Origin of the sequence: Phenylobacterium sp. (genome assembly GCF_035539035.1) — a bacterium.
GTDB lineage: Bacteria > Pseudomonadota > Alphaproteobacteria > Caulobacterales > Caulobacteraceae > Phenylobacterium.
This window is the reverse complement of record NZ_DATLJI010000016.1, coordinates 651,031-670,044: the sequence shown is the minus strand read 5'-3', so window position 1 is coordinate 670,044 and position 19,014 is coordinate 651,031. Positions and strand designations below refer to the sequence as shown.

Annotated in this window: 16 protein-coding genes; 2 read left to right on the top strand and 14 right to left on the bottom strand. The window is 72.3% G+C overall.

All coding sequences use genetic code 11. The features are described from left to right. The first annotated feature begins 71 nt into the window (after positions 1-71). Positions 72-692 (top strand): chemotaxis protein CheX, encoded by a 621-nt coding sequence (locus VM685_RS17275; protein WP_325461420.1) that lies wholly within the window; start codon positions 72-74, stop codon positions 690-692. On the opposite strand, the gene cobA is transcribed toward VM685_RS17275, so the two are convergent. From cobA to VM685_RS17210, 13 genes are all read right to left on the bottom strand, one after another. Further along, positions 670-1,440: a uroporphyrinogen-III C-methyltransferase gene (gene cobA, locus VM685_RS17270; RefSeq protein WP_325461419.1), complete on the bottom strand. Its 771-nt coding sequence runs from the start codon at positions 1,438-1,440 to the stop codon at positions 670-672. The two genes, VM685_RS17275 and cobA, sit on opposite strands and share 23 nt — an antisense overlap. Continuing rightward, a complete protein-coding gene (locus VM685_RS17265; protein WP_325461418.1) occupies positions 1,430-4,081 on the bottom strand; it encodes a molybdopterin-dependent oxidoreductase in 2,652 nt (883 codons plus the stop codon). The genes cobA and VM685_RS17265 overlap by 11 nt, the downstream gene beginning before the upstream one ends. A 5-nt stretch (positions 4,082-4,086) precedes the next feature. Further along, entirely contained in the window at positions 4,087-4,425 is a 339-nt protein-coding gene (gene nirD, locus VM685_RS17260) for a nitrite reductase small subunit NirD (protein ID WP_325461417.1), read from the bottom strand. Further along, positions 4,422-6,875: a nitrite reductase large subunit NirB gene (gene nirB, locus VM685_RS17255; protein WP_325461416.1), complete on the bottom strand. Its 2,454-nt coding sequence runs from the start codon at positions 6,873-6,875 to the stop codon at positions 4,422-4,424. Before nirB ends, nirD begins: the two co-directional genes overlap by 4 nt. Positions 6,876-6,886: 11 nt before the next feature. Further along, positions 6,887-8,107, bottom strand: coding sequence for a nitrate/nitrite transporter (locus VM685_RS17250; protein ID WP_325461415.1), 1,221 nt, complete (start codon positions 8,105-8,107; stop codon positions 6,887-6,889). Positions 8,108-8,330: 223 nt separating this feature from the next. Next, positions 8,331-9,299, bottom strand: coding sequence for a CmpA/NrtA family ABC transporter substrate-binding protein (locus tag VM685_RS17245; RefSeq protein WP_325461414.1), 969 nt, complete (start codon positions 9,297-9,299; stop codon positions 8,331-8,333). Beyond that, positions 9,296-9,874, bottom strand: coding sequence for an ANTAR domain-containing response regulator (locus VM685_RS17240; protein ID WP_325461413.1), 579 nt, complete (start codon positions 9,872-9,874; stop codon positions 9,296-9,298). The genes VM685_RS17245 and VM685_RS17240 overlap by 4 nt, the downstream gene beginning before the upstream one ends. A gap of 127 nt (positions 9,875-10,001) precedes the next feature. Continuing rightward, on the bottom strand, positions 10,002-10,226 hold the full coding sequence (locus tag VM685_RS17235; protein WP_325461412.1) for a hypothetical protein: 225 nt from the start codon (positions 10,224-10,226) through the stop codon (positions 10,002-10,004). A 114-nt stretch (positions 10,227-10,340) separates the two neighbouring features. Beyond that, a complete protein-coding gene (locus tag VM685_RS17230; protein ID WP_325461411.1) occupies positions 10,341-10,706 on the bottom strand; it encodes a DUF6152 family protein in 366 nt (121 codons plus the stop codon). A gap of 64 nt (positions 10,707-10,770) precedes the next feature. After that, positions 10,771-11,529 (bottom strand): glycosyltransferase family 2 protein, encoded by a 759-nt coding sequence (locus VM685_RS17225; RefSeq protein ID WP_325461410.1) that lies wholly within the window; start codon positions 11,527-11,529, stop codon positions 10,771-10,773. A 157-nt stretch (positions 11,530-11,686) separates the two neighbouring features. Continuing rightward, positions 11,687-14,059 carry a TonB-dependent receptor domain-containing protein gene (locus tag VM685_RS17220; RefSeq protein WP_325461409.1) on the bottom strand — a complete coding sequence of 791 codons (2,373 nt, stop codon included), beginning with the start codon at positions 14,057-14,059 and terminating at the stop codon, positions 11,687-11,689. Between the two features lie 36 nt (positions 14,060-14,095). Beyond that, a complete protein-coding gene (locus VM685_RS17215; RefSeq protein ID WP_325461408.1) occupies positions 14,096-15,076 on the bottom strand; it encodes a FecR family protein in 981 nt (326 codons plus the stop codon). A 97-nt stretch (positions 15,077-15,173) separates the two neighbouring features. Next, positions 15,174-15,722, bottom strand: coding sequence for an RNA polymerase sigma factor (locus VM685_RS17210; protein ID WP_325461407.1), 549 nt, complete (start codon positions 15,720-15,722; stop codon positions 15,174-15,176). 337 nt (positions 15,723-16,059) lie between these two features. Between VM685_RS17210 and VM685_RS17205 the strand changes: the two genes are divergently transcribed. Beyond that, the gene (locus tag VM685_RS17205; RefSeq protein ID WP_325461406.1) at positions 16,060-17,913 is read left to right on the top strand and encodes a phosphoenolpyruvate carboxykinase (GTP); all 1,854 of its coding nucleotides are present in this window, start codon (positions 16,060-16,062) and stop codon (positions 17,911-17,913) included. Here VM685_RS17205 and VM685_RS17200 read toward each other — a convergent pair whose 3' ends face one another. Further along, on the bottom strand, positions 17,914-19,011 hold the full coding sequence (locus VM685_RS17200; protein ID WP_325461405.1) for a glycosyltransferase family 9 protein: 1,098 nt from the start codon (positions 19,009-19,011) through the stop codon (positions 17,914-17,916). It lies immediately after the preceding gene. Positions 19,012-19,014: the final 3 nt, after the last annotated feature.

The window sequence follows — 19,014 nt, the reverse complement described above, 5'->3', positions numbered from 1 at the left end:
TTTTGCGTAGGCGGGCGGCATATCCGGCCGGCTAATGGCCGCCGCGAGCCCGACCTGGAGCCAAGTGATCCGTGAGCGAGACCCGCTCCGCCCAACTGAACGAACTCCAGACCGACGCCCTGGCCGAGCTGGTCAACCTGGGTGTGAGCCGCGCTGCGCTCGCCCTGCGCGAGATGGCCGGGGAGGAGGTCGTGCTAACCGTGCCGGCGATCTCGACGGTGAGCCCCGAGCAGGCCGGCGAAATGATCGGCGGCGCGCGCATCGGCCAGTTGGTGGCGGTGGAGCAGTCCTTCGACGGCGAGGTCTCCGGCCGCGCGCTGCTGATCTTCCCGGAGAGCAACAGCCTGGAGCTCGTGCGCGCCGTGACCGGCACGGAGGCCACGGCCGACCAGCTGGCCGACGTGGCGCCGGAGGCCTTGTGCGAGACCGGCAACATCCTGCTGCAGGCCTGCCTGGGCACCATGGCCAACATGCTGCACAGGACGCTCGGCATCTCGGTGCCGCACCTCGTTCGCGGCCGGGCGGCCGACCTCTTCCCACGCGCCCCGAAGAGCGTGGTGCTGTTCATCTACATCAACTTCTCGCTGCGCGGCCGGCGGGTCCGGGGCTACATCGCGCTGCTGCTCGACCTGCCCTCGATGAAGACGCTCAAGGGCCTGATCGACGAGTTCATCGCGCGCGAGACGGAATAGCCGGACGGGCTTCCGCCGCGGCCGTCATCGCCGCCAGCACATCCCCCACGACCACCAGAGCCGGCCCCTCGCCGGGCGCCAGCATCGCCTGGGCGAGGCCGAGCAGCGTGCCCTCGAAGGCCGCCCGCGCGGCCGGTCCGCCGACGTTCTCCAGGATCGCCACGGGGGTCCGGGGCGAGCGGCCGGCGGCGATCAGGGCCTGGGCGATCCGGGGCGCGGTGTCGCGGCCCATGTAGACGGCGAGGGTCGCCTCCGGGTCGGCCGCCGCCGCCCAGTCGGCCTGAACGGCGCCGGCTTCCAGCCGGGCGGTGGTGAAGACCACGCGGCGGGCCTGTCCGCGGTGGGTGAGGGGAAAGCCGAACTGGGCGGCCGCCGCGCAGGCGGCGGTGACGCCGGGCACGACCTCGGTGTCGACGCCATGGGCGTGGAGGAAGGCCGCCTCCTCGCCGACCCGGCCGAAGATCGACGGGTCGCCGCCCTTCAGGCGCACGACCTTCAGCCCCCGCCGGGCCAGGCGCAGCATCAGCCGATTGATGGTCTCCTGCTTCAGGCTGGTCCGCCCGGCCCGCTTGCCTGTCTGGATCTTCACGCAGGCGGCCGGCGCCAGCGCCAGGACCTCCTCCGCAACCAGGGCGTCGTAGAGCAGGGCCTCGGCGCCTTCGATCGCCCGCAATGCCCGGATCGTCAGCAGGTCGGCTGGGCCGGGACCGGCGCCCACCAGGCGCACGGGATGGCGATCATGCGGCATGGCGGACCTCCTTGGCGGGCAGCAGGCGGGCGATCTCGGGGCGGCAGGAGCCGCAGGCCGCGCCCGCGCCGGTGGCCTCGGCCACGGCGTCGAGCGTGACGGCGCCCGCGCCGATCGCGGTGGCGATGCGGTCGGCCCGCACGCCCCGGCAGGCGCAGACGATGGGCCCGGTCTCCAGCGGCCGGCCGGGCGGGCGGCCGATCAGCAGGGCCGAGCGGGCGTCGGCGTCCAGGGGCCCGGCCGCGAACAGCTCGGCCAGCCAGTCGCGGGGCGGCAGTCTGCAGGCGGTGGTGAAGAAGAGCACCCGGTCGAGCCGCCCGTCGGCGCCGAGCCAGGCCTCGCGCAGGCCCCCGGCCCCCGGGTCCTCGAAGCGCAGGACGTCGACGCCCGCACCGCGCGCCAGCGCCTTGCGCAGCCGCTGCCGCTCGGTCTCGTCGCCCCGGCCGGCGAGCTCGTGCAGCTGGCAGGCGCCTTGCGGGATGCGCCGCCAGACGAGGTCCAGGCCGGCCGGCGAGCGCCAGGCCTGGCGGGCGAGGAAGAAGCCCCGCCAGGTCTCGCGGTAGGGCCGGACCAGGGCGGGCGTATGCTTGAACTCCGGCTGGCCGGAGCGGGGATCGAGCCGCGCGGCGACCAGGGGATTGGCCCGGCCGTGGGGGGCGAAGGCCTCGGTCCAGTGCATGGGCATGAAGATCGAGCCGGGGCGCTGCCGGTCGGTGAGGCGGGCGAGCGCCACGGCCTCCCCATGGGCGGTCCGCACGCGGGTCAGCGCGCCCTCCGCGACGCCGAGCGGCTCGGCGTCGGCCGGATGGATCTCGACGTAGGGCTCCGGCGCGTGGCGGCAGAGGTCGGGCGCGAGTCCCGTCCGGGTCAGGGTGTGCCAGTGGTCGCGGACGCGGCCGGTGTTCAGGGCCAGGGGGAAGGCGCCATCGACCGCCTCGGCGGGCCCGAGGGCCGGCGCCGGGACCATCCGCGCCCGGCCATCCGGCGTCTGGAAGCGGCCGTCGGTGAACAGCCGGGCCGTGCCGCCAGCCGGGGTCACCGGCCACTGGACGGGCTCCAGGGCGTCGTAGGCCTCCGGCGTCAGGGCCGCCAGCGGGCCGAGGTCCAGCATGCGATCGCGGTTCTCGTAGGCCGTGAGGCGGGCCCATTCGCGGAACACCTGCGCCGGCGAGCGCCAGGAGAAGGCGTCGGCGAAGCCCATGGCGGCGGCGACGTCGGCGACGATCCGCCAGTCGGCGCGGGCCTCGCCCGGGGGATCGAACAGGCGCCGCTGGCGGCTGATGCGGCGCTCGGAATTGGTGACCGTGCCGTCCTTCTCGCCCCAGGCGAGCGCCGGCAGCTTCACGTGGGCGAAAGCCGTCGTATCGGTCTCGGCCATGCAGTCCGACACGACCACGAAGGGGCAGGCCGCGAGCGCGGCGCGGACGCGGGAGGCCTGGGGCAGGCTCACGGCCGGGTTGGTGGCCATCACCCAGACCGCCTTGATGCGGCCGGCGGCGACCGCCTCGAACATCTCGACCGCCTTCAGGCCCGGCGCGGCGGCGACGCGGGGGGCGCCCCAGAAGCGGGCGACGCGGGCGCGGGAAACCTCGTCGAAGTCCATGTGGGCGGCGAGCGTGGTGGCCATGCCGCCGGTCTCGCGTCCGCCCATGGCGTTGGGCTGGCCGGTGATCGAGAACGGGCAGGCGCCGGGCTTGCCGATGCGGCCGGTGGCGAGGTGGGCGTTGAGGATCGCCGAGCCCTTGGCGACGCCCTGGGCCGACTGGTTCGCGCCCATGGAGAACAGGCTGACGGTGCGCGGCGTCCGGGCGAACCAGCCGAAGAACCGCTCCAGGTCGGCGAGGGGCACGCCGCAGTCGGCGGCCACGGCGGCCGGCGACTGGTCGCAGCGGGCGAGCTCGGCCTCCACCTCGGCGAAGCCGGCGACATGCTCGGCGACGTAGACGCGGTCGACCGCGCCGCGGCGGATGAGGTCGGCGAGCAGGCCGTTCCAGAGGCGCACGTCGGTCTGCGGCGCGATGGCCAGATGGAGGTCGGCGCCCTCGGCCGTGTCGGTCCGGCGGGGATCGATGACTACGTGCCGCTGGCCGCGCGCCCGGGCGGCTTCCATGCGGCGGAACAGGACGGGATGGGTCCAGGCGGCGTTGTGGCCGGAGAAGACCACCAGGTCGGCCAGCTCCAGGTCCTCGTAGCAGCCCGGGACGAGGTCGGCCCCGAAGGCGAGCTTCTGGGCCACCACCGCCGAGGCCATGCAGAGCCGGCTGTTGGTGTCGATGTTGCCGGAGCCGATGAAGCCCTTCATCAGCTTGTTGGCGGCGTAGTAGTCCTCGGTGAGCAGCTGGCCCGAGACGTAGAAGGCCACCGAGTCCGGGCCGTGCCGGGCGAGGGTCTCGCGGAAGCGCCGGGCGACCAGGCCGGCAGCCTCGGTCCAGGACGCCCGGCGCTCGCCGATCATCGGATGCAGCAGCCGGCCCTCGAGCCCGACCGTCGCGCCGAGCGCGGAGCCCTTGGAACAGAGGCGGCCGAGGTTCGCCGGGTGCGCGGGATCGCCGGCCACCAAGAGGTCGCGGCCGCTGGCCTGGGCGGCGATCCCGCAGCCCACCCCGCAGTAGGGACACGCCGTACGCACCGTCGCCGCCATGAGCGTCAGCCGCGTCCCAGGAGCAGGCGGCCGTCGCGCACCTCCAGCGGGGCCACGTGGGCGCAGCCCTGGCCGCGGTCGGCCCCCATCAGCTCGCCGCTGGCGAGATCGATGGCCCGACCGTGCAGCGGGCAGGTGACCGCGTGGCCATGGACGATGCCCTGGCTGAGCGGGCCGCCCTTGTGCGGGCAGCGGTCGCGCAGCGCGAAGACCCGGCCGTCGCCGGTGCGGAAGATGGCGATGTCGCCGTCCGGGGAGGGGACGCGGCGGGCGCCGCGCAGGGGGATGTCGGTGACCGCCCCGACGTCGGTCCAGCTCATCGGGTCTTTCACGAGCGCGTTCATGCGGGGGCGAACTCCAAGCGGCGGGAAAGCGGGTTGAACTCTTCGGCGTCGCGGCCGGCGACGCGCTCGGCCCAGGGGTCGATGCGGGAGAAGCGCTGGGAATAGGCGATGCGGTCGTAGAGGGCGCGGCGGCGGTCGGGATCGGCGACCTCGGCGCGGATCGCATCCAGGCCGACGCGGTCCATCCACTTGTAGATCCGCTCCAGGTACCAGGCCTGCTCGCGGTAGAGCTGGGCCACGGCGCAGATCGTCCAGACCGCCTCGTCCTCGCTGGCCACCTTGGTGAGGAGCTCCGCGCCCTTGATGTGCAGACCGGCGGCGCCGCCCACGTGGATCTCGTAGCCGCTGTCGACGCAGACGACGCCGATGTCCTTGCAGGTGGCCTCGGCGCAGTTGCGCGGGCAGCCGGAGACGCCGAGCTTGACCTTGGCCGGCGTCCAGGAGCCCCACATGAACTTCTCCAGCCTGACGCCGAGGCCGGTGGAGTCCTGGGTCCCGAACCGGCACCAGTCGGAACCCACGCAGGTCTTCACCGTGCGCAGACCCTTGGCGTAGGCGTGGCCGGAGACCATGCCGGCCGCATTCAGGTCGGCCCAGACGGCGGGCAGGTCGTCCTTGCGCACGCCCAGCAGGTCGATCCGCTGGCCCCCGGTGACCTTCACCGAGGGGATGGCGAACTTGTCGACCACGTCGGCGATGGCCCGCAGTTCGGCCGCCGAGGTCATGCCGCCCCACATCCGCGGCACGACCGAGTAGGTGCCGTCCTTCTGGATGTTGGCGTGGACGCGCTCGTTGATGAAGCGGGACTGCTTGTCGTCGCGGTATTCGCCGGGCCAGGCGCAGATCAGGTAGTAGTTCAGGGCCGGGCGGCAGCTCGCGCAGCCGTCCGGGGTGGACCATTCCAGCGCCTGCATGACCGCCGGCATCGACTTCAGGCCCTCGGCGACGATGCGGCGGCGGACCTCGTCGTGGCCCCTGCCCGTGCAGGCGCAGACTGGCTTCGGTCCGCTCTGGGCCTGGAAGGCGTCGCCGAGCGTGAGCTTCAGCAGCTTCTCGACCAGCGGGGTGCAGGTCCCGCAGGAGGCCGAGGCCTTGGTGTGGGCGCGCACCGTCTCCAGCGTGGACAGCCCCTGGTCCGCGATCGCGCGGGTGATCTCGCCCTTGCACACGCCGTTGCAGCCGCAGACCTCGGCCTCGTCGGCCATGGCCGCAACGGCGGCGCTAGGGTCGAGCCCCCGAAGGCCCTCCGTCGCGGCCTGGCCGAACACCAGGGTTTCGCGGATGTCGCCCACCTCCGCGCCGGAGCGCATGAGATCGAAGTACCAGCCGCCGTCGGAGGCATCGCCGAACAGCACCGCGCCGGCGACCTTGCCGTCCTCCAGGACGATCCGCTTGTAGACGCCGCGGCCGGCGTCGCGGAACACGATGTCCTCGCAGCCATCGCCGCCCAGGTGCTTGCCCGCGGAGAAGACGTCGACGCCGGAGACCTTCAGTCGGGTGGAGAGCGCTGAACCCTCGTAGGCGGCGGCGCCGCCAGTGAGCGTCTCGGCCAGGGTGCGGCACATCTCCCAGATCGGGGCGACCAGGCCGTAGCACTGGCCTCGGTGCTCCAGGCACTCGCCGATCGCGAAGATGGCCGGGTCGGAGGTGGCGAGGGTGTCGTCCACCACCACCCCGCGGTTCACCTCCAGCCCGCAGGCCCGGGCAAGGGTCGCATTGGGCCGGATGCCCACGGCCATCACCAGGAGGTCGCAGGGGAGCACCCGCCCGTCCTTCAGCCTGAGGCCGGCGACGCGGCCGTCCGCGCCGACGATCTCCTCCGACTGGGCCTCCAGCACCGTCTCCACGCCCTTGGCCGAGAGGGCCTCGGTCAGGAGGAAGCCGGCCGAGGCGTCGAGCTGGCGCTCCATGAGCACGTCGAGCAGGTGGACCACCGTCGCGCCCATGCCGCGCCGGGAGAGGCCGTAGGCCGCCTCGATGCCGAGCAGGCCGCCGCCGATCACCACGGCCTTGGCGCCCGGCTTCACGGCGGCGATCATCGCCTCCACATCGTCGAGGTCGCGGAAGGTGACCACGCCGGCCAGGTCCGCGCCCGGCAGGGGCAGGCGGATCGGGTCGGAGCCGGTCGCCAGGATCAGCCGGTCGTAGGGCGCCTCCAGGCCGCCCTCGGCGCGGACCACCTTGGCCTCCCGGTCGATGGCGGTGACCGTGCGGCCGGCGTGCAGGACGATGCCGTTGTCCCGGTACCAGGCCTCGTCGTTGAGGACGATGTCGGCGAAGGCCTTCTCGCCCGCCAGCACCGGCGAGAGCATGATCCGGTCGTAGTTCACCCGGGGCTCGGCGCCGAAGATGGTGATCTCGTAACGGCCGGGATCGCGCTTCAGCACCTCCTGCACCGCCCGGCAGCCGGCCATGCCGTTGCCGACGACGACGAGCTTCTCCTTGACCATGGGGGACACTCCTAGAGACGCAGGGCGCCGGTGGCGCCGGCGAGTTCGGGCCAGGTGCGGCGCCAGCGCGCCTTCACACCGTTCAGGCCGAGCAAGGCCAGCAGGGCGAGGCCGGCGAAGGCGAGGAGGCCCAACTGGTAGGAGCCGGTGACCTGCTTGGCCCAGCCGAGGCTTGAGGCGAGATAGAAGCCGCCGATGCCGCCGGTCATGCCGACCAGGCCGGTGACCACGCCGATCTCGCGGCCGAACCGCTGCGGCGCGAGCTGGAAGACGGCGCCGTTGCCGGCCCCCAGCGCCATCATGGCGAACATGACGAGCGCGAGCGCCAGCCAGGCGCTGCCCGGCTGGAAGCTGGTGAGGGCGAGGCCGAGGGCGGCCAGGACATAGACCACCGAGAGCGTCCGCACGCCGCCGAACCGGTCGGCGAGCGCCCCGCCGACCGGCCGCAGGAAGGAGCCCGCGAAGACGCAGGCGGCGGTGAAGAAGCCCGCGGTCACCGCCGGCAGCCCGTACTCGGAATTGAAGTAGATGGTCAGGGAAGACGAGAGGCCGACGAAGCCGCCGAAGGTCACGCTGTAGAGGCCCATCAGCCACCAGGCGTCGCGGACCTTGAGCACGTCGAGGTATTCGGCGAGCCGCTTGGGCGGCGGCCGGTTCGGCGCGTCCTTGGCGAAGATCACGTAGACGACGAACGCCAGAGCCAGCGGAAGGGCCGCCAGGCCGATGACGTTCTGCCAGCCGAACGCCTGGGCAAGACCTGGGGCGAAGAGGGCGGCCAGCGCCGTGCCGGAGTTGCCGGCGCCGGCGATCCCCAGCGCCAGGCCCTGGTGCTCCGGCGGATACCAGCGCGAGGCCAGTGGCAGGGCGACGGCGAAGGAGGCGCCGGCGACGCCGAGCACGACGCCCAGCGCCAGCACCTGGTCGTAGCTGTTCACGCCGAGAAACCAGGCGAGGAGGAGGCCTCCCATCACGATCAGCTGGCCGATGATCCCAGTGCGCTTCGGCCCGATGTGGTCGACGAGCAGGCCTGCGCCCAGCCGGAGAAGGGCGCCGGACAGCACCGGCACGGCGACCATGAAGCCCTTCTCGGCGGGCGTCAGGCCGAAGTCCTTGGCTATGGCGACCCCCAGCGGTCCCAGGAGCACCCAGACCATGAAGCTGAGGTCGAAGTAGAGGAAGGAGGCGAGAAGGGTGGGCGCGTGCCCCGCCTTGAGGAACGAACGGTCGAGCATGGCTGGAAGGCCCCGTGCGGGATGGACGAAGCGGCGGCGTCGCCTGGGCGATGGAGGGGCTCGTCGTCGAGCCGGTCCGGGGGGCCGCGAACGCCGTTGTCCTGGGCCTGACCTGAAGGAGATGCCGCTCGGTCGATCCCGTCACGCGATCCGCTGCGGCCGTGCTGCGGAAATCATGTTGCAGCGCAAAAAGTCGGCGCCGGCGGTTCCGCCTGACCGATCTTCAGGCGCCTCGGAGCGCCTGATCGAATGGCTGGGAGCTGAAGACCCGACCGGCAGCGGCCTGGGCCTCCGACCCCGCCTGGCCCCAACGCCGCATCTGTCCCGCCAGCCAGGTGGCGTCTTCCGCCGTGGGACGGTTTTCGCCGAAGGCCACCCTGGCCAGGCTCTGGCGGAGGATCTGCACCGGCTGGCCGAGGTGCTCCGGGCGGGCCAGGAGTTCGGCGACCGCGGTGCGGTTCTCGGGGGCGCCCACCCAGGCGGAGGCGCGGACCAGGGCGCGGACGAGGGCGGAGCGGACGTCCGGGTGGGCCTCGCCCCAGGCCTCGCTGATCCCGAGCGCCTTGTCGGGACTTCGCCCGAGCAGGTCCGCCGCACGGGCGAGCACGCGGCCGGCGCCCGCGGCCTCGGCGAGCAGGTTCCATGGCTCGCCGGCGCAGAAGCCCTCGATGACGCCCTCCGCCAGGAGCTCGGCTGTCCGTGGCGGCGGGACGACCGTCAGGCGCACGTCCCGATCCAGATCGAGCCCTGCATCGGCCATCCAGCCGCGCAGCAGATAGGCATGGGCGGAGTAGGGGAACACGACGGCGAAGGTGAGCGGGCTCGCCCCCTCCTCGCGCCGGCGGGCGACCAGCCGCGCCAGACCCTGCGCGCCGTCGGGTCCGAAGGCGGCGGCGAGTCGGCTGGAAACGGTGATCGCCGGTCCATCCCGGCTGAGGATCATCGGAGCGGCCATGGGGACCGGCTCGCTGCCTGCGCCCAGCGTCGCAGCCAGCGGCATGGGGGCGAGCACTTGGGCCGCGTCCAGGGCCCCTACGGCCAGCTTGTCCCGCACCGTGGCCCACGAGGCCTCGCGGCTCAAGGCGACGTCCAGCCCCTCGTCGGCGAAGAAGCCCATGGCCTGGCCCGCCAGCAGGGCGGCGCTGTCGGTGAGCGGCATGAAGCCCAGGCGCAACGTCCGCTCACCGCTCACGGCGCATCTCCCTTCAGCACGCCGGCGAAGGCCAGCAGGTCGGCGGCCACCGCGCCGAGCGGCCGGCCGGTATCCATGGAGAGCTTGCGCAGCAGGCGGTAGGCGGCGTCCTCGTCGAGCCCCCGCTCCTTCATGAGCAGGGCCTTGGCGCGCTCGATGGTCTTCCGGGAGGCAAGGTCGGCCTTGGCCTTGTCGAGGTCCTGACGGAGCTGGTTCATGAGCTGGAAGCGGCTCATGGCGACCTCCAGGACCGATCGCACCCGGGCCGCGGAGAGGCCATCCACCACATAGGCCGCCACGCCGGCCCGCACCGCCTCCTCGGCCAGGCCGGGCTCGGAGCGGTCGACGAACATCACCACGGGGCGCGGATTGGCGCTGGTGGCCTCGCGCAGGCTTTCGATGGTGTCGCGGTCGGGACTGTCGGAGGCCACCACGATGCAGTCGGGCTCGAAGAGCGCGGCCTCCAAAGGATCGAACACGGTGGCTCGGCGCACCTCCAGCGGCTCGACGCCAGCGAGCCCTTCCGCCACGAGGGCGGCCCGGGCCGGGTCGGGATCGACGACGAGGACGCGCATGCCACCTGACTAGGCAGGGTTGACGCCCAGGCCGTGGCTCCAATGCCGCGTTCCGGGACCAACTCCGTGTTCGCGCCTGTCTGGCGATCAGCCGGCGCCGCCTTGTTGGGCGCCTGGGGGCGCGGACTCAGTTCGCGGCGCGGACCAAGACCACGACGCCGGCCACTGCGGCCCAGAAGGCGGCGCCGCCGACAAGCGCTATGATCATGCCCTTCTGCCGGGCGCCCTTGTCACGTGTGTCGGGGGCCTCGGGACCCGGCGCGACCTGCACGAGCCCCCACCCGTCGCCGCGTGGCTCGGCGGCGTCCTGCGGCGGCAGGTCCGTGGTCGTCACTTCCGGCGGTTGGCTCATCTGACGCGTCCCTTCGTCCGATGCCTAATGGCCCAGTGAACCTGCCGGATCAATTGGGCTTTTCAGCGGCCGAGGTTCCCTGTGGCAAGTTCCCGGTCTTCGGGACGGGTCGCCCTACGGGCGGTTGGGATAGAGGTCGTAGGTGCGGCCGCCGACGGTCAGGCGCTCGGTCTTGATCTCCAGGCGCTTGGGGTCGCGGTGGCGATGGCCGTGGGCGGTGACGCGGGCGCCCTTCGGCAGCGCCCGGGCGGTCAGCCCGGCGCGCTGGATGCCGGCCAGGGGCGAGAGCACCACGTCCCAGGTTCCGCCCGGGCCACTGACCCGGATGCGGCCGTGCGGCTGCGCGAGTTCGGCGACCTCGACGACCCCGGTGAGTTGGAACTCCGCGTCGTGGTAGTCGGCCCAGCCATGATGGGCGCCGGCCGGCAGGGGCGCGGCGAGGAGGGCGGCGACGGAGAGCAGGACGGGCAGGCGGGCCATGACAGGGCTCCCGACGTGACGCCGCACCCTAGCAGACTTCACGGCCGCCCGCAGCGGCGCGCGTTCAGCGCGCCGCGACCTTGAGCAGCTCAGGGGCCGGAGCCGGGCTCGTCACCAGGCGCCGGCTGTCGAGGAGCTCGCGGGCGCGCAGGTGGGTCAGGACGGGATGCAGCCCCGCGAGCAGGGCGATGAGAAAGCCAAGGCGGCCCTCGCGCCAGCCCGCGCGGCCGATGTAGCTGACCATGAAGTGGCCGAGGCCATGGACGGTGCCGTAGCCGCCCGCGTGGCCCGTCTCCGCGCGATCCTCGGCCGCCAGCGCGGTGAGGCGGTTGAGCCGCTCCACCAGCCCGCCCACGTCCTCGGCCACCTGGCGGCGCAGCGCACCCTTGAGGGCGCCCCCCGACGCCCCAGAGAGCACGCCGCCGCCGATTCGACGCGGCGGCCAGCGCTTGGCGCCGCGTCGGAACAGTCGCGCATCCCGGGCCGAGCCCAGGACACCGCCCCAGCCGCGCTCCACGAGGGCGCCGGCCACGTAGTTGGCCACGGGGATCTCGAACCAGTCGCCCTCGGGACGCATCTGCAGGGTGGCGCGGATCTCCCAGGCGAGCGCAGAGTCGACCTGCTCGTCGGCCTCGATCTCCAGGATCCAGTCGCCGGCGCAGGCTTCCGCGCCGGCCGTGCGCCGCTGGCTGTCGAGAGGGAAGATGCCCGCGACGAGGTGGGCGCCGTGCCGGCGGGCGATCTCCTGGGTGCGCTGGGTCGGGCGATCCGCGACCAGGACGATCTCATCGCAGAAGGCGAGACGCCGCAGGGCGTCACCCAACAATGGCTCCTCGCCCCGTATCGAGACGAGCGCAGACAGCTTGACCACGGCGACTCCCCAGCCTCCCGCGCGGGCAATTTACGACCCGTTCACCTGTTATGACGCCGCCGTCACGCAGCGCCCCCCAGTCGCAAGGGTCAGGATTTGAGCAAGGGTCCTAGAAGGCGCCGGCGAGCCGGACGCCGAAGGTCCGCGGCCGCTGCGGCGTGACCTGGCGAAGGCCGTCCCGCCGGAAGCTGAAGGGATTGCCGTAGGCGAAGGTGTCGCCCGCGTCGTTGGTCGGGTTGGAGACGAAGACGCCGGCCGACCACCGGTCGGTGGCCACCTCGGCGGCGAAGCGCGCGCGCAGGTAGTCGCCCATCCGGGACGCCCGCGCGGCGTCGAACGAGACGGCGGAACGGCCGACGTAGCTCGCCTCGCCGGTGAACCTGAGGGTCAGCGCGCCGAGAGGGCGTTCGTAGATGGCGAGGAGGCCGCCGGAGACCTCCGGCACGCCGGGAAGCTCGTCGACCAGCTTCGGGGCGAAATCGATGTTCGGCCGGGTGATCTCGGAGGAGGACAGCAGGGTGTTAGCCTGCAGGGAGAGGCCGAAGTCGAACTCGTAGGCGACCTCGGCCTCCAGGCCCAGGATCCAGGCGTCGGTGACGTTGGCGGTGTAGGCAAGGCCGGAGGGGCGGTACTGGTCGCTCTGGATGTTGGTCCAGCGGTTGTAGAACAGTGCGCTGCGCAGCGAGAGGCGGCGGTCGGCGAGCCGCAGCTTGGCGCCGAGCTCATAATTCCTCAGCCGGTCGGGGACGAAGATCGTGCGGCTTGGCCGGATCGGGCCCAGGAAACCGCCGGTGTTGAAGCCGCCGGGCCGAAAACCTTCAGAGTAGAGCGCGTACACCAGGTCGCCGGAGGCGAACTCCCGCTGTACGGACACCATCGGCAGGATGTCCTGGAAGGTCCGTTCGCCCGAGAACACGCGGGAATACCCCGGCGGGGCCGCCGTGACGTCGGCCAGGGTGCGCACGCGGGTTTCGAACAGTCGCCCGCCGGCCACGGCGGTCCAGCCGTCGCCGAAGCGATAGGAGGCCTCGCCGTAGAGGGCCAGTTCGCGGACCCGGTCGCGCCGGTTCTCTCGGTAGATGGTCTCCAGGCGACCCAGCGCCTCGTTGCGCACGCCGAGCGAGGAGGGGGTCTTCTCCAGGGTGCTCGCGGCGTAGGCGCCCACGAGCCATGCGAAGGGGCCGGGCCCCGACGAGCGCAGCACCAGGTCCTCGACCAGCATGCTGACGCGGGCGGACTCGTAGAACAGGCCGAGGTCGGCGACCTCGTTCGCGAAGAAGTCCTCGAGCGCCTCGGAGGCGTCGTACTGGCTGGCGTAGCTGTGCTGGATGTAGGCCACCGACGAGCTGAGGCTGGCCCAGCCGAGTTCGCCGCGCAGCGTGACCGCTCCTTCCGCGAAGTCGTTCTTGTGGGTCTCGCGCAGCTGGTTCACCCGGGCGCGGCCGATGTCGGGTGTGGTGTACTGGGTGTCGTTGGAGCGCAGGCGCTGGCCCGTGGCCGAAACGTCGGCCTGCCAGGCGTCGGACAGCTGCATGCGCAGGGCCAGGCGGCCGCCGTCGCGGCTCGTGCGGTCCACGTTGGAGACCTGGAGGCTCGTGTTGTCCAGGTAACCGCCCTGGACGTCGTGGTAGGCGACGCCGCGCAGGCCGCTCCGGCCCTCCAGGAGCGGCAGGTTGAGGTGTCCCTCCAGCACGCGGCTGGTCGAGCCGCCCTTGGTCCAGGCGAGCTGGCTGGAGACGGCGCCCCCGAAGCTCTCCAGGTCCGGCTTGCGGGTGACGATCCGATAGATGCCGGTGAGCGAGCCGGAACCGTAGAGCGCGCCCTGCGGACCGCGCACCACTTCAACGCGCTCCACGTCGGTGAGCCGCAGGTCCGGGTCGGGGGCGTTGTAGTTGATCGGCGCGTCGTCGAGGTAGGTCGAGACGGTCGAGCGGGCGCGGCCGGTGAAGGCGCCGTCGGAGAGGCCGCGGATCATCAGCTTGTCGCGGCCGGGGCCGAGGTTGGTGGTCAGGACCCCCGCCAGCTGGCCCGTGGTGCGGCCGATATCCGCCGCGCCCGTGAGCTCGAGCTGCGGTCCCGGAATGGCGCTGACGCCGGCGGCGATGCGGCCGAGGCCTGCGGGACGCTTGGTGGCGGTGACCATCAGCTCGGCCACCAGGGTCGGGACCCGGGCGGGCTCCTGCGCCACGGGGGCGGGCGGCGCGATGCGGACGGTGCGCGGATCGACGATCCGGTAGCTGCAGGGCGCCCCGGCGAGCAGGCGGCGCAGGGCGTCCTCGAGGGTGTGGGAGCCGGAGAGGCTGGCGGGACCGCCGGCGCCGCAGGCGGAGGTCCCGACGATCGAGACATTGGCCTGCATGCCCAGGTCGATCAGGGCGTCGGCGTAGGACTTAGGCGGGATGGAGAAGCGGTAGCGGGCTTCGGCCGCGTCAGCGCGCGTCGCCAGCAGGCCCAAGCCTGCGGCGCCCACCGCCCACGCCACATGCAGCCCCCGGCTGGAAATCGCCCCTGATCCCCATCAGCGCCTCGCGTCGTCGCGTCGCAAGATCACGCTGTCGCCGGAACGTACTGCGCTCACCGGAACCAGCAAGGCCAGGCGACGAATGACCGCGTCCTGATCGTCGACGATGAGGACGCCGGAGATCGGCGTCGCCGCGAGCGACGGGTCCTCGATTCGGATCGGGGTCGGGAACTGTTCGTTCAGGTCGGCCACGACCTCACCAAGCGGACGGTCGCGGTAGACCAGACGGCCCGACCGCCAGCCCAGCACCTCCTCCGGCGCGGCGGCGATGACGCGCGCCTGGGGGGAGCCCTCCACGTGATCGAGCCTCTGCCCCGGACGCAGGCGGAAGGCGCGGCCGCCGGCCTGGGGCGTCGGGCGAACCTCGACCAGGCCTTCAGCCACGGTGACCGAGAGGCGGCCATCCCGGCGGCGAACGTCGAACCGAGTGCCGACCACGCGCACGGTGCGGTCCCCGGCGTCGATCACGAACGGACGCCGGGCGTCGGCGGCGACGTCGAACACCGCCTGGCCCTCGTCGAGCACCACCCGGCGTTCGTGGCGCCCGAGGACGACGCTCAGGCGGGTCCCGGCGTTGAGATCGATCGTCGAGCCGTCGGCCAGGGACACCGTCCGATGCTCTCCAACGACGGTCGTGTAGCCAAGCGGACGATCTTCGGTCAGCCGACCGGGCAAGACAACGACCGCGACCGCGGCGGCGGCCGCCAAGGCGCCGGCGGCGAGGTAGAAGCGGCGGCTGTGCTGCGGGCGGACCCGGTCGGCCCGGAGCGCCCGGTCCACGTCGGGGCCGGCGGAGTCGAACTCGCCCCAGACGGCCAAGGCGGCGTCGTAGGCGCGGACATGCTCCGGCGAGGCCTCCAGCCAGGCATCGAAGGCGAGCGCCTCCGACTCGGCCAGGTCGTCGGCCTGCAGCCGGACGATCCAGTCGGCCGCCTCCGACCGCGCCGCGTCTCCGCCGTATGCCCAGGGCTGGTTCATGATCCTTCCCGGCGCGCCCCCCGGCGCACTCCGTCACCAACAATGACGGCGCCGAGCCGCCTCGCCCCCCCGTCCGAGAATGCAATTCGAGGTAGAATCATCGGCCGAGCCTCGCCGTCAGCGTCCTGAGGGCGGCGCTGATGTGCTTCTCCACCGACTTCACCGACAGGCCCATGATGCGCGCGGTCTCGGCGTGGCTGAGGCCTTCCAGCTTGTGCAGGCGGAAGGCGCGCTGCATCTGGGGCGGCAGCTCGGCCACGGCCTCCACGAGCTGGCGCAAGCGCTGGCGTGAGGCCGCGACCTCGTCGGCGGCCGGCGCGTCGGCCACGTCCTCGCCGCCGAGGGTCACGTGCGCGGCGTGGCGCCAGGCGCCCTCCCGCGCGGCGGAGCGGCGCTCGCCGCGAGCCCGGTCAAGCATCAGGTTGGTGGCGATCCGGTAGAGCAGGGCGAGCGGGTTCTCGGCCTCGGTCGTCTCACCGCGGGACGCCAGCTTCAGATAGAGCTCCTGCGCCAGGTCCTCGGCCGCGCGATGGCCCACCCGGGCGGCGAAGAAGCGCACAAGGGTGTCGCGACGCGCGAGATACGTCCGGACGAGGACGTCCTCGTCGCCGCCCAGATTCGGCCCGCTGGATTGGGTGTCCGACACGGATTCGGTGTGCCCCAATCCCGGCGTTGCGCCAAGCGGCGGCTCAGCGAAGGCCCATTTCCGGCGGATTCCGCTATTGCTACCGGTGTCATAGCGAAGCCGGAGTCTTCGGCGCTGGCGGAACGCTGCGTCAGGGCTGTATGCAGCGGGAGCGCGTGCGTCGTTGTGATCCCAAGCGACTGATCCAAAGGCCTTTTCGCGCGTTGAGGGGCGACCCGGCGCTGGAGCTGGGCTGCAACTTGCAGGACCAGCGCCTGCGGGTGTGTTTGTTGATTGCGTTGATCGCGCGGGGGACCTGTCGGTTCCGGCAGATCAAGGGGCCAGGGAGTTGTTTTGAATGAGCCTTAGGACCATCCCGGGACTTGAGCCCGCGCCCACCAAACACGCAAAACTCGTCCAGTGGGTCCGCGAGATCGCCGAGATGACGGATCCGGACCGGGTGGTCTGGTGCGATGGTTCGGACGAGGAGTGGGAGCGCCTCACGAGCGAACTCGTCGCCGCCGGCACGCTCAAGCGCCTCAACCCCGAGAAGCGTCCGAACTCGTTCTACGCCGCCTCCGATCCGCGCGACGTGGCGCGGGTGGAAAGCCGCACCTTCATCTGCTCGGAGAAGGAAGAGGACGCCGGCCCGACCAACAACTGGCTCGACCCCACCGAGATGCGGGCCGACCTGAAGGACCTGTTCAAGGGCTGCATGAGGGGCCGCACCCTCTACGTGGTGCCGTTCTGCATGGGCCCGCTGGGTTCGAAGATCTCGGCCATCGGCGTCGAGCTGACCGATTCGGCCTACGTGGCCGTATCGATGCGGATCATGACCCGGATGGGCAAGGCCGCCCTCGACCAGCTCGGCGAGGACGGCTTTTTTGTTCCCGCCGTGCACTCCGTGGGCATGCCGCTCGGCGAAGGCCAGGCCGACGTTCCGTGGCCCTGCAACGAGATCAAGTACATCGTCCACTTCCCGGAGAGCCGGGAGATCTGGTCCTACGGGTCGGGCTACGGCGGCAACGCCCTGCTCGGGAAGAAATGCTTCGCGCTGCGCATCGCCTCGGTGATGGCCCGCGACGAGGGCTGGTTCGCCGAGCACATGCTGATCCTGAAGCTGACCTCGCCGGACAAGGACGTGCGTTACGTAGCCGCCGCGTTCCCGAGCGCCTGCGGCAAGACCAACATGGCCATGCTGCATCCGACCCTCGAGGGCTGGAAGGCCGAGACGATCGGCGACGACATCTGCTGGATGCGGTTCGGCGAGGACGGCCGGCTCTATGCCGTCAACCCGGAGGCCGGCTTCTTCGGGGTCGCCCCCGGCACCGGAGTCGAGACCAACGGCAACGCCATCGACGCGCTCCACGCCAACTGCATCTTCACCAACGTGGCGCTGACCGATGACGGCGACGTGTGGTGGGAAGGTCTGACGCGGGAGCCGCCGGCCCACCTGACCGACTGGCGCGGCCGCGACTGGACGCCCGAGAGCGGCGAGCCCGCCGCGCACCCGAACGCCCGCTTCACCGTGCCGGCCGCGCAGTGCCCGGTGATCGCCGACGAGTGGGAGGACCCCGCCGGCGTGCCGATCTCGGCCATCCTGTTCGGCGGCCGCCGCGCATCCGCCGTTCCGCTGGTCAACGAGGCCCGCGACTGGCGCCAGGGCGTGTTCATGGCCTCGAACGTGGCGTCGGAAGGCACCGCCGCGGCCGAGAACGCGATCGGCGAACTGCGCCGCGATCCCTTCGCCATGCTGCCGTTCTGCGGCTACAACATGGGCGACTACTTCGCCCACTGGTTGTCCATGGGCGAGGGCAAGGATCCCGCGAAGCTGCCGCGGATCTACTTCGTCAACTGGTTCCGCAAGGACGAGCGCGGCAAGTTCGTCTGGCCGGGCTACGGCGAAAACATCCGCGTCCTGAAGTGGATCGTCGATCGGCTGGAGGGCCGGGCCGAGGCGATGGACACGCCGATCGGCCGTCTGCCGGCGCCGGGCAGCCTGGATGTCTCGGGCCTGGACCTCACCGACGCCCAGCTGGCCCTGCTGCTCACCGTCGACGCCGACATCTGGCGCCAGGAAGCCGCGCTTATCCCGCCGTTCTACGAGAAGTTCGGCGAGCACCTGCCGAAGGCGCTCTGGGCGGAGTACGAGGGGCTCCTGCAGCGCCTGGGGGAGCCCGCGCGCAAGCCGGCCATGGAGCCGGCGGAGTAGTCAACGCGCCTTGAGGAAGACCTGGAGGTCCTGGGCCAGCGCGCGCAACGCGCCCGCCCAGTCTCCGGGGGCGGGCTGGCGGTAGAGCCGCACCGACGGGTACCACGGGCTGTCCGTGCGGTCGTCGTGCAGCCAGCGCCAGTCCTCGCCCACCCACGGCAGCAGGATCCAGCACGGCTTGCCGAGGGCGGCGGCCAGGTGGGCCGAGGCCGTGTCGACGGAGATCACCAGGTCGAGCTGCGCCATCACCGCCGCGGTGTCGGCGAAGTCCTTCAGCGGCAGCGGACTCTCGTCCGGGAGCAGGCTCTGCGCGCCCGGCAGCGACAGCAGGAAGGCCGCGCCCTCGTAGGGCAGGGAACGGTTGTGGTCGTTGGCGTGGGCGGGCTTGCCGCGGGAGACGACGCCGATCCGCGCGCCCGGCCTCAGCTTGTCGGCCAGGGCCTCGCGCCGGTCTTCTGGCGTGTGGAGATAGGCGGTGCGGCCGGGCAGGGTTTCCAGAGTGACGCCGAGGCGGCCCGGCAGCGAGCCCAGCATCGTCCAGGCGTCGGCGACGGGGATGCGCAGCTGCCCCTGCGCAGGAACGACGGCGGCCCCCAGGCCGCCGAACAGGGCGGCGAGTTCCGGCCGTACGACGAGGGTGACGGCGACGCCGCGGGCCACGAGGTCGGGGACGAAGCGGGCGAATTGGATCGCGTCGCCGAAGCCCTGCTCGTCCCAGACGGTGAGCGAGCGCACCGGGCCGCCGTCCCACTCCGGATAAGGCAGGTCGGGCCGGACGCGACCAGCGGCCAGGGCGGCGCGAGCCTCGAACAGCGGCCAAGCCTCCGCGTAGCGGCCGAGCCCCAGGAGCAAGGTGGCCAGGTGCACGGCCACGTCCGCCGCCTGCGGCTGGCGGCGGTGCGCCTCGCGGGCGACGTCCAGGGCCTCCTCCCAGCGGTGCTGGGCTTCGAGGAGGTGGGTCAGGTGGCGGTAGGCCGCGCCGGCGAAGGCCGGGTGGGTCAGGGCCGCGCGATAGGTGGCCTCGGCGGCGGCGACGTCGCCGGCCAGATGCGCCAGGAAGGCGCGCCGCAGGTCGACGGCGCTCACGGTGTCGGTCACGTC

What these genes read in the sequence shown, in the direction of transcription:
- cobA (WP_325461419.1), bottom strand. Translation starts at nt 1,440, where the DNA reads ATGCCGCATGATCGCCATCCCGTGCGCCTGGTGGGCGCCGGTCCCGGC.
- VM685_RS17265 (WP_325461418.1), bottom strand. Translation starts at nt 4,081, where the DNA reads ATGGCGGCGACGGTGCGTACGGCGTGTCCCTACTGCGGGGTGGGCTGC.
- nirD (WP_325461417.1), bottom strand. Translation starts at nt 4,425, where the DNA reads ATGAACGCGCTCGTGAAAGACCCGATGAGCTGGACCGACGTCGGGGCG.
- nirB (WP_325461416.1), bottom strand. Translation starts at nt 6,875, where the DNA reads ATGGTCAAGGAGAAGCTCGTCGTCGTCGGCAACGGCATGGCCGGCTGC.
- VM685_RS17250 (WP_325461415.1), bottom strand. Translation starts at nt 8,107, where the DNA reads ATGCTCGACCGTTCGTTCCTCAAGGCGGGGCACGCGCCCACCCTTCTC.
- VM685_RS17240 (WP_325461413.1), bottom strand. Translation starts at nt 9,874, where the DNA reads ATGCGCGTCCTCGTCGTCGATCCCGACCCGGCCCGGGCCGCCCTCGTG.
- VM685_RS17235 (WP_325461412.1), bottom strand. Translation starts at nt 10,226, where the DNA reads ATGAGCCAACCGCCGGAAGTGACGACCACGGACCTGCCGCCGCAGGAC.
- VM685_RS17230 (WP_325461411.1), bottom strand. Translation starts at nt 10,706, where the DNA reads ATGGCCCGCCTGCCCGTCCTGCTCTCCGTCGCCGCCCTCCTCGCCGCG.
- VM685_RS17215 (WP_325461408.1), bottom strand. Translation starts at nt 15,076, where the DNA reads ATGAACCAGCCCTGGGCATACGGCGGAGACGCGGCGCGGTCGGAGGCG.
- VM685_RS17205 (WP_325461406.1), top strand. Translation starts at nt 16,060, where the DNA reads ATGAGCCTTAGGACCATCCCGGGACTTGAGCCCGCGCCCACCAAACAC.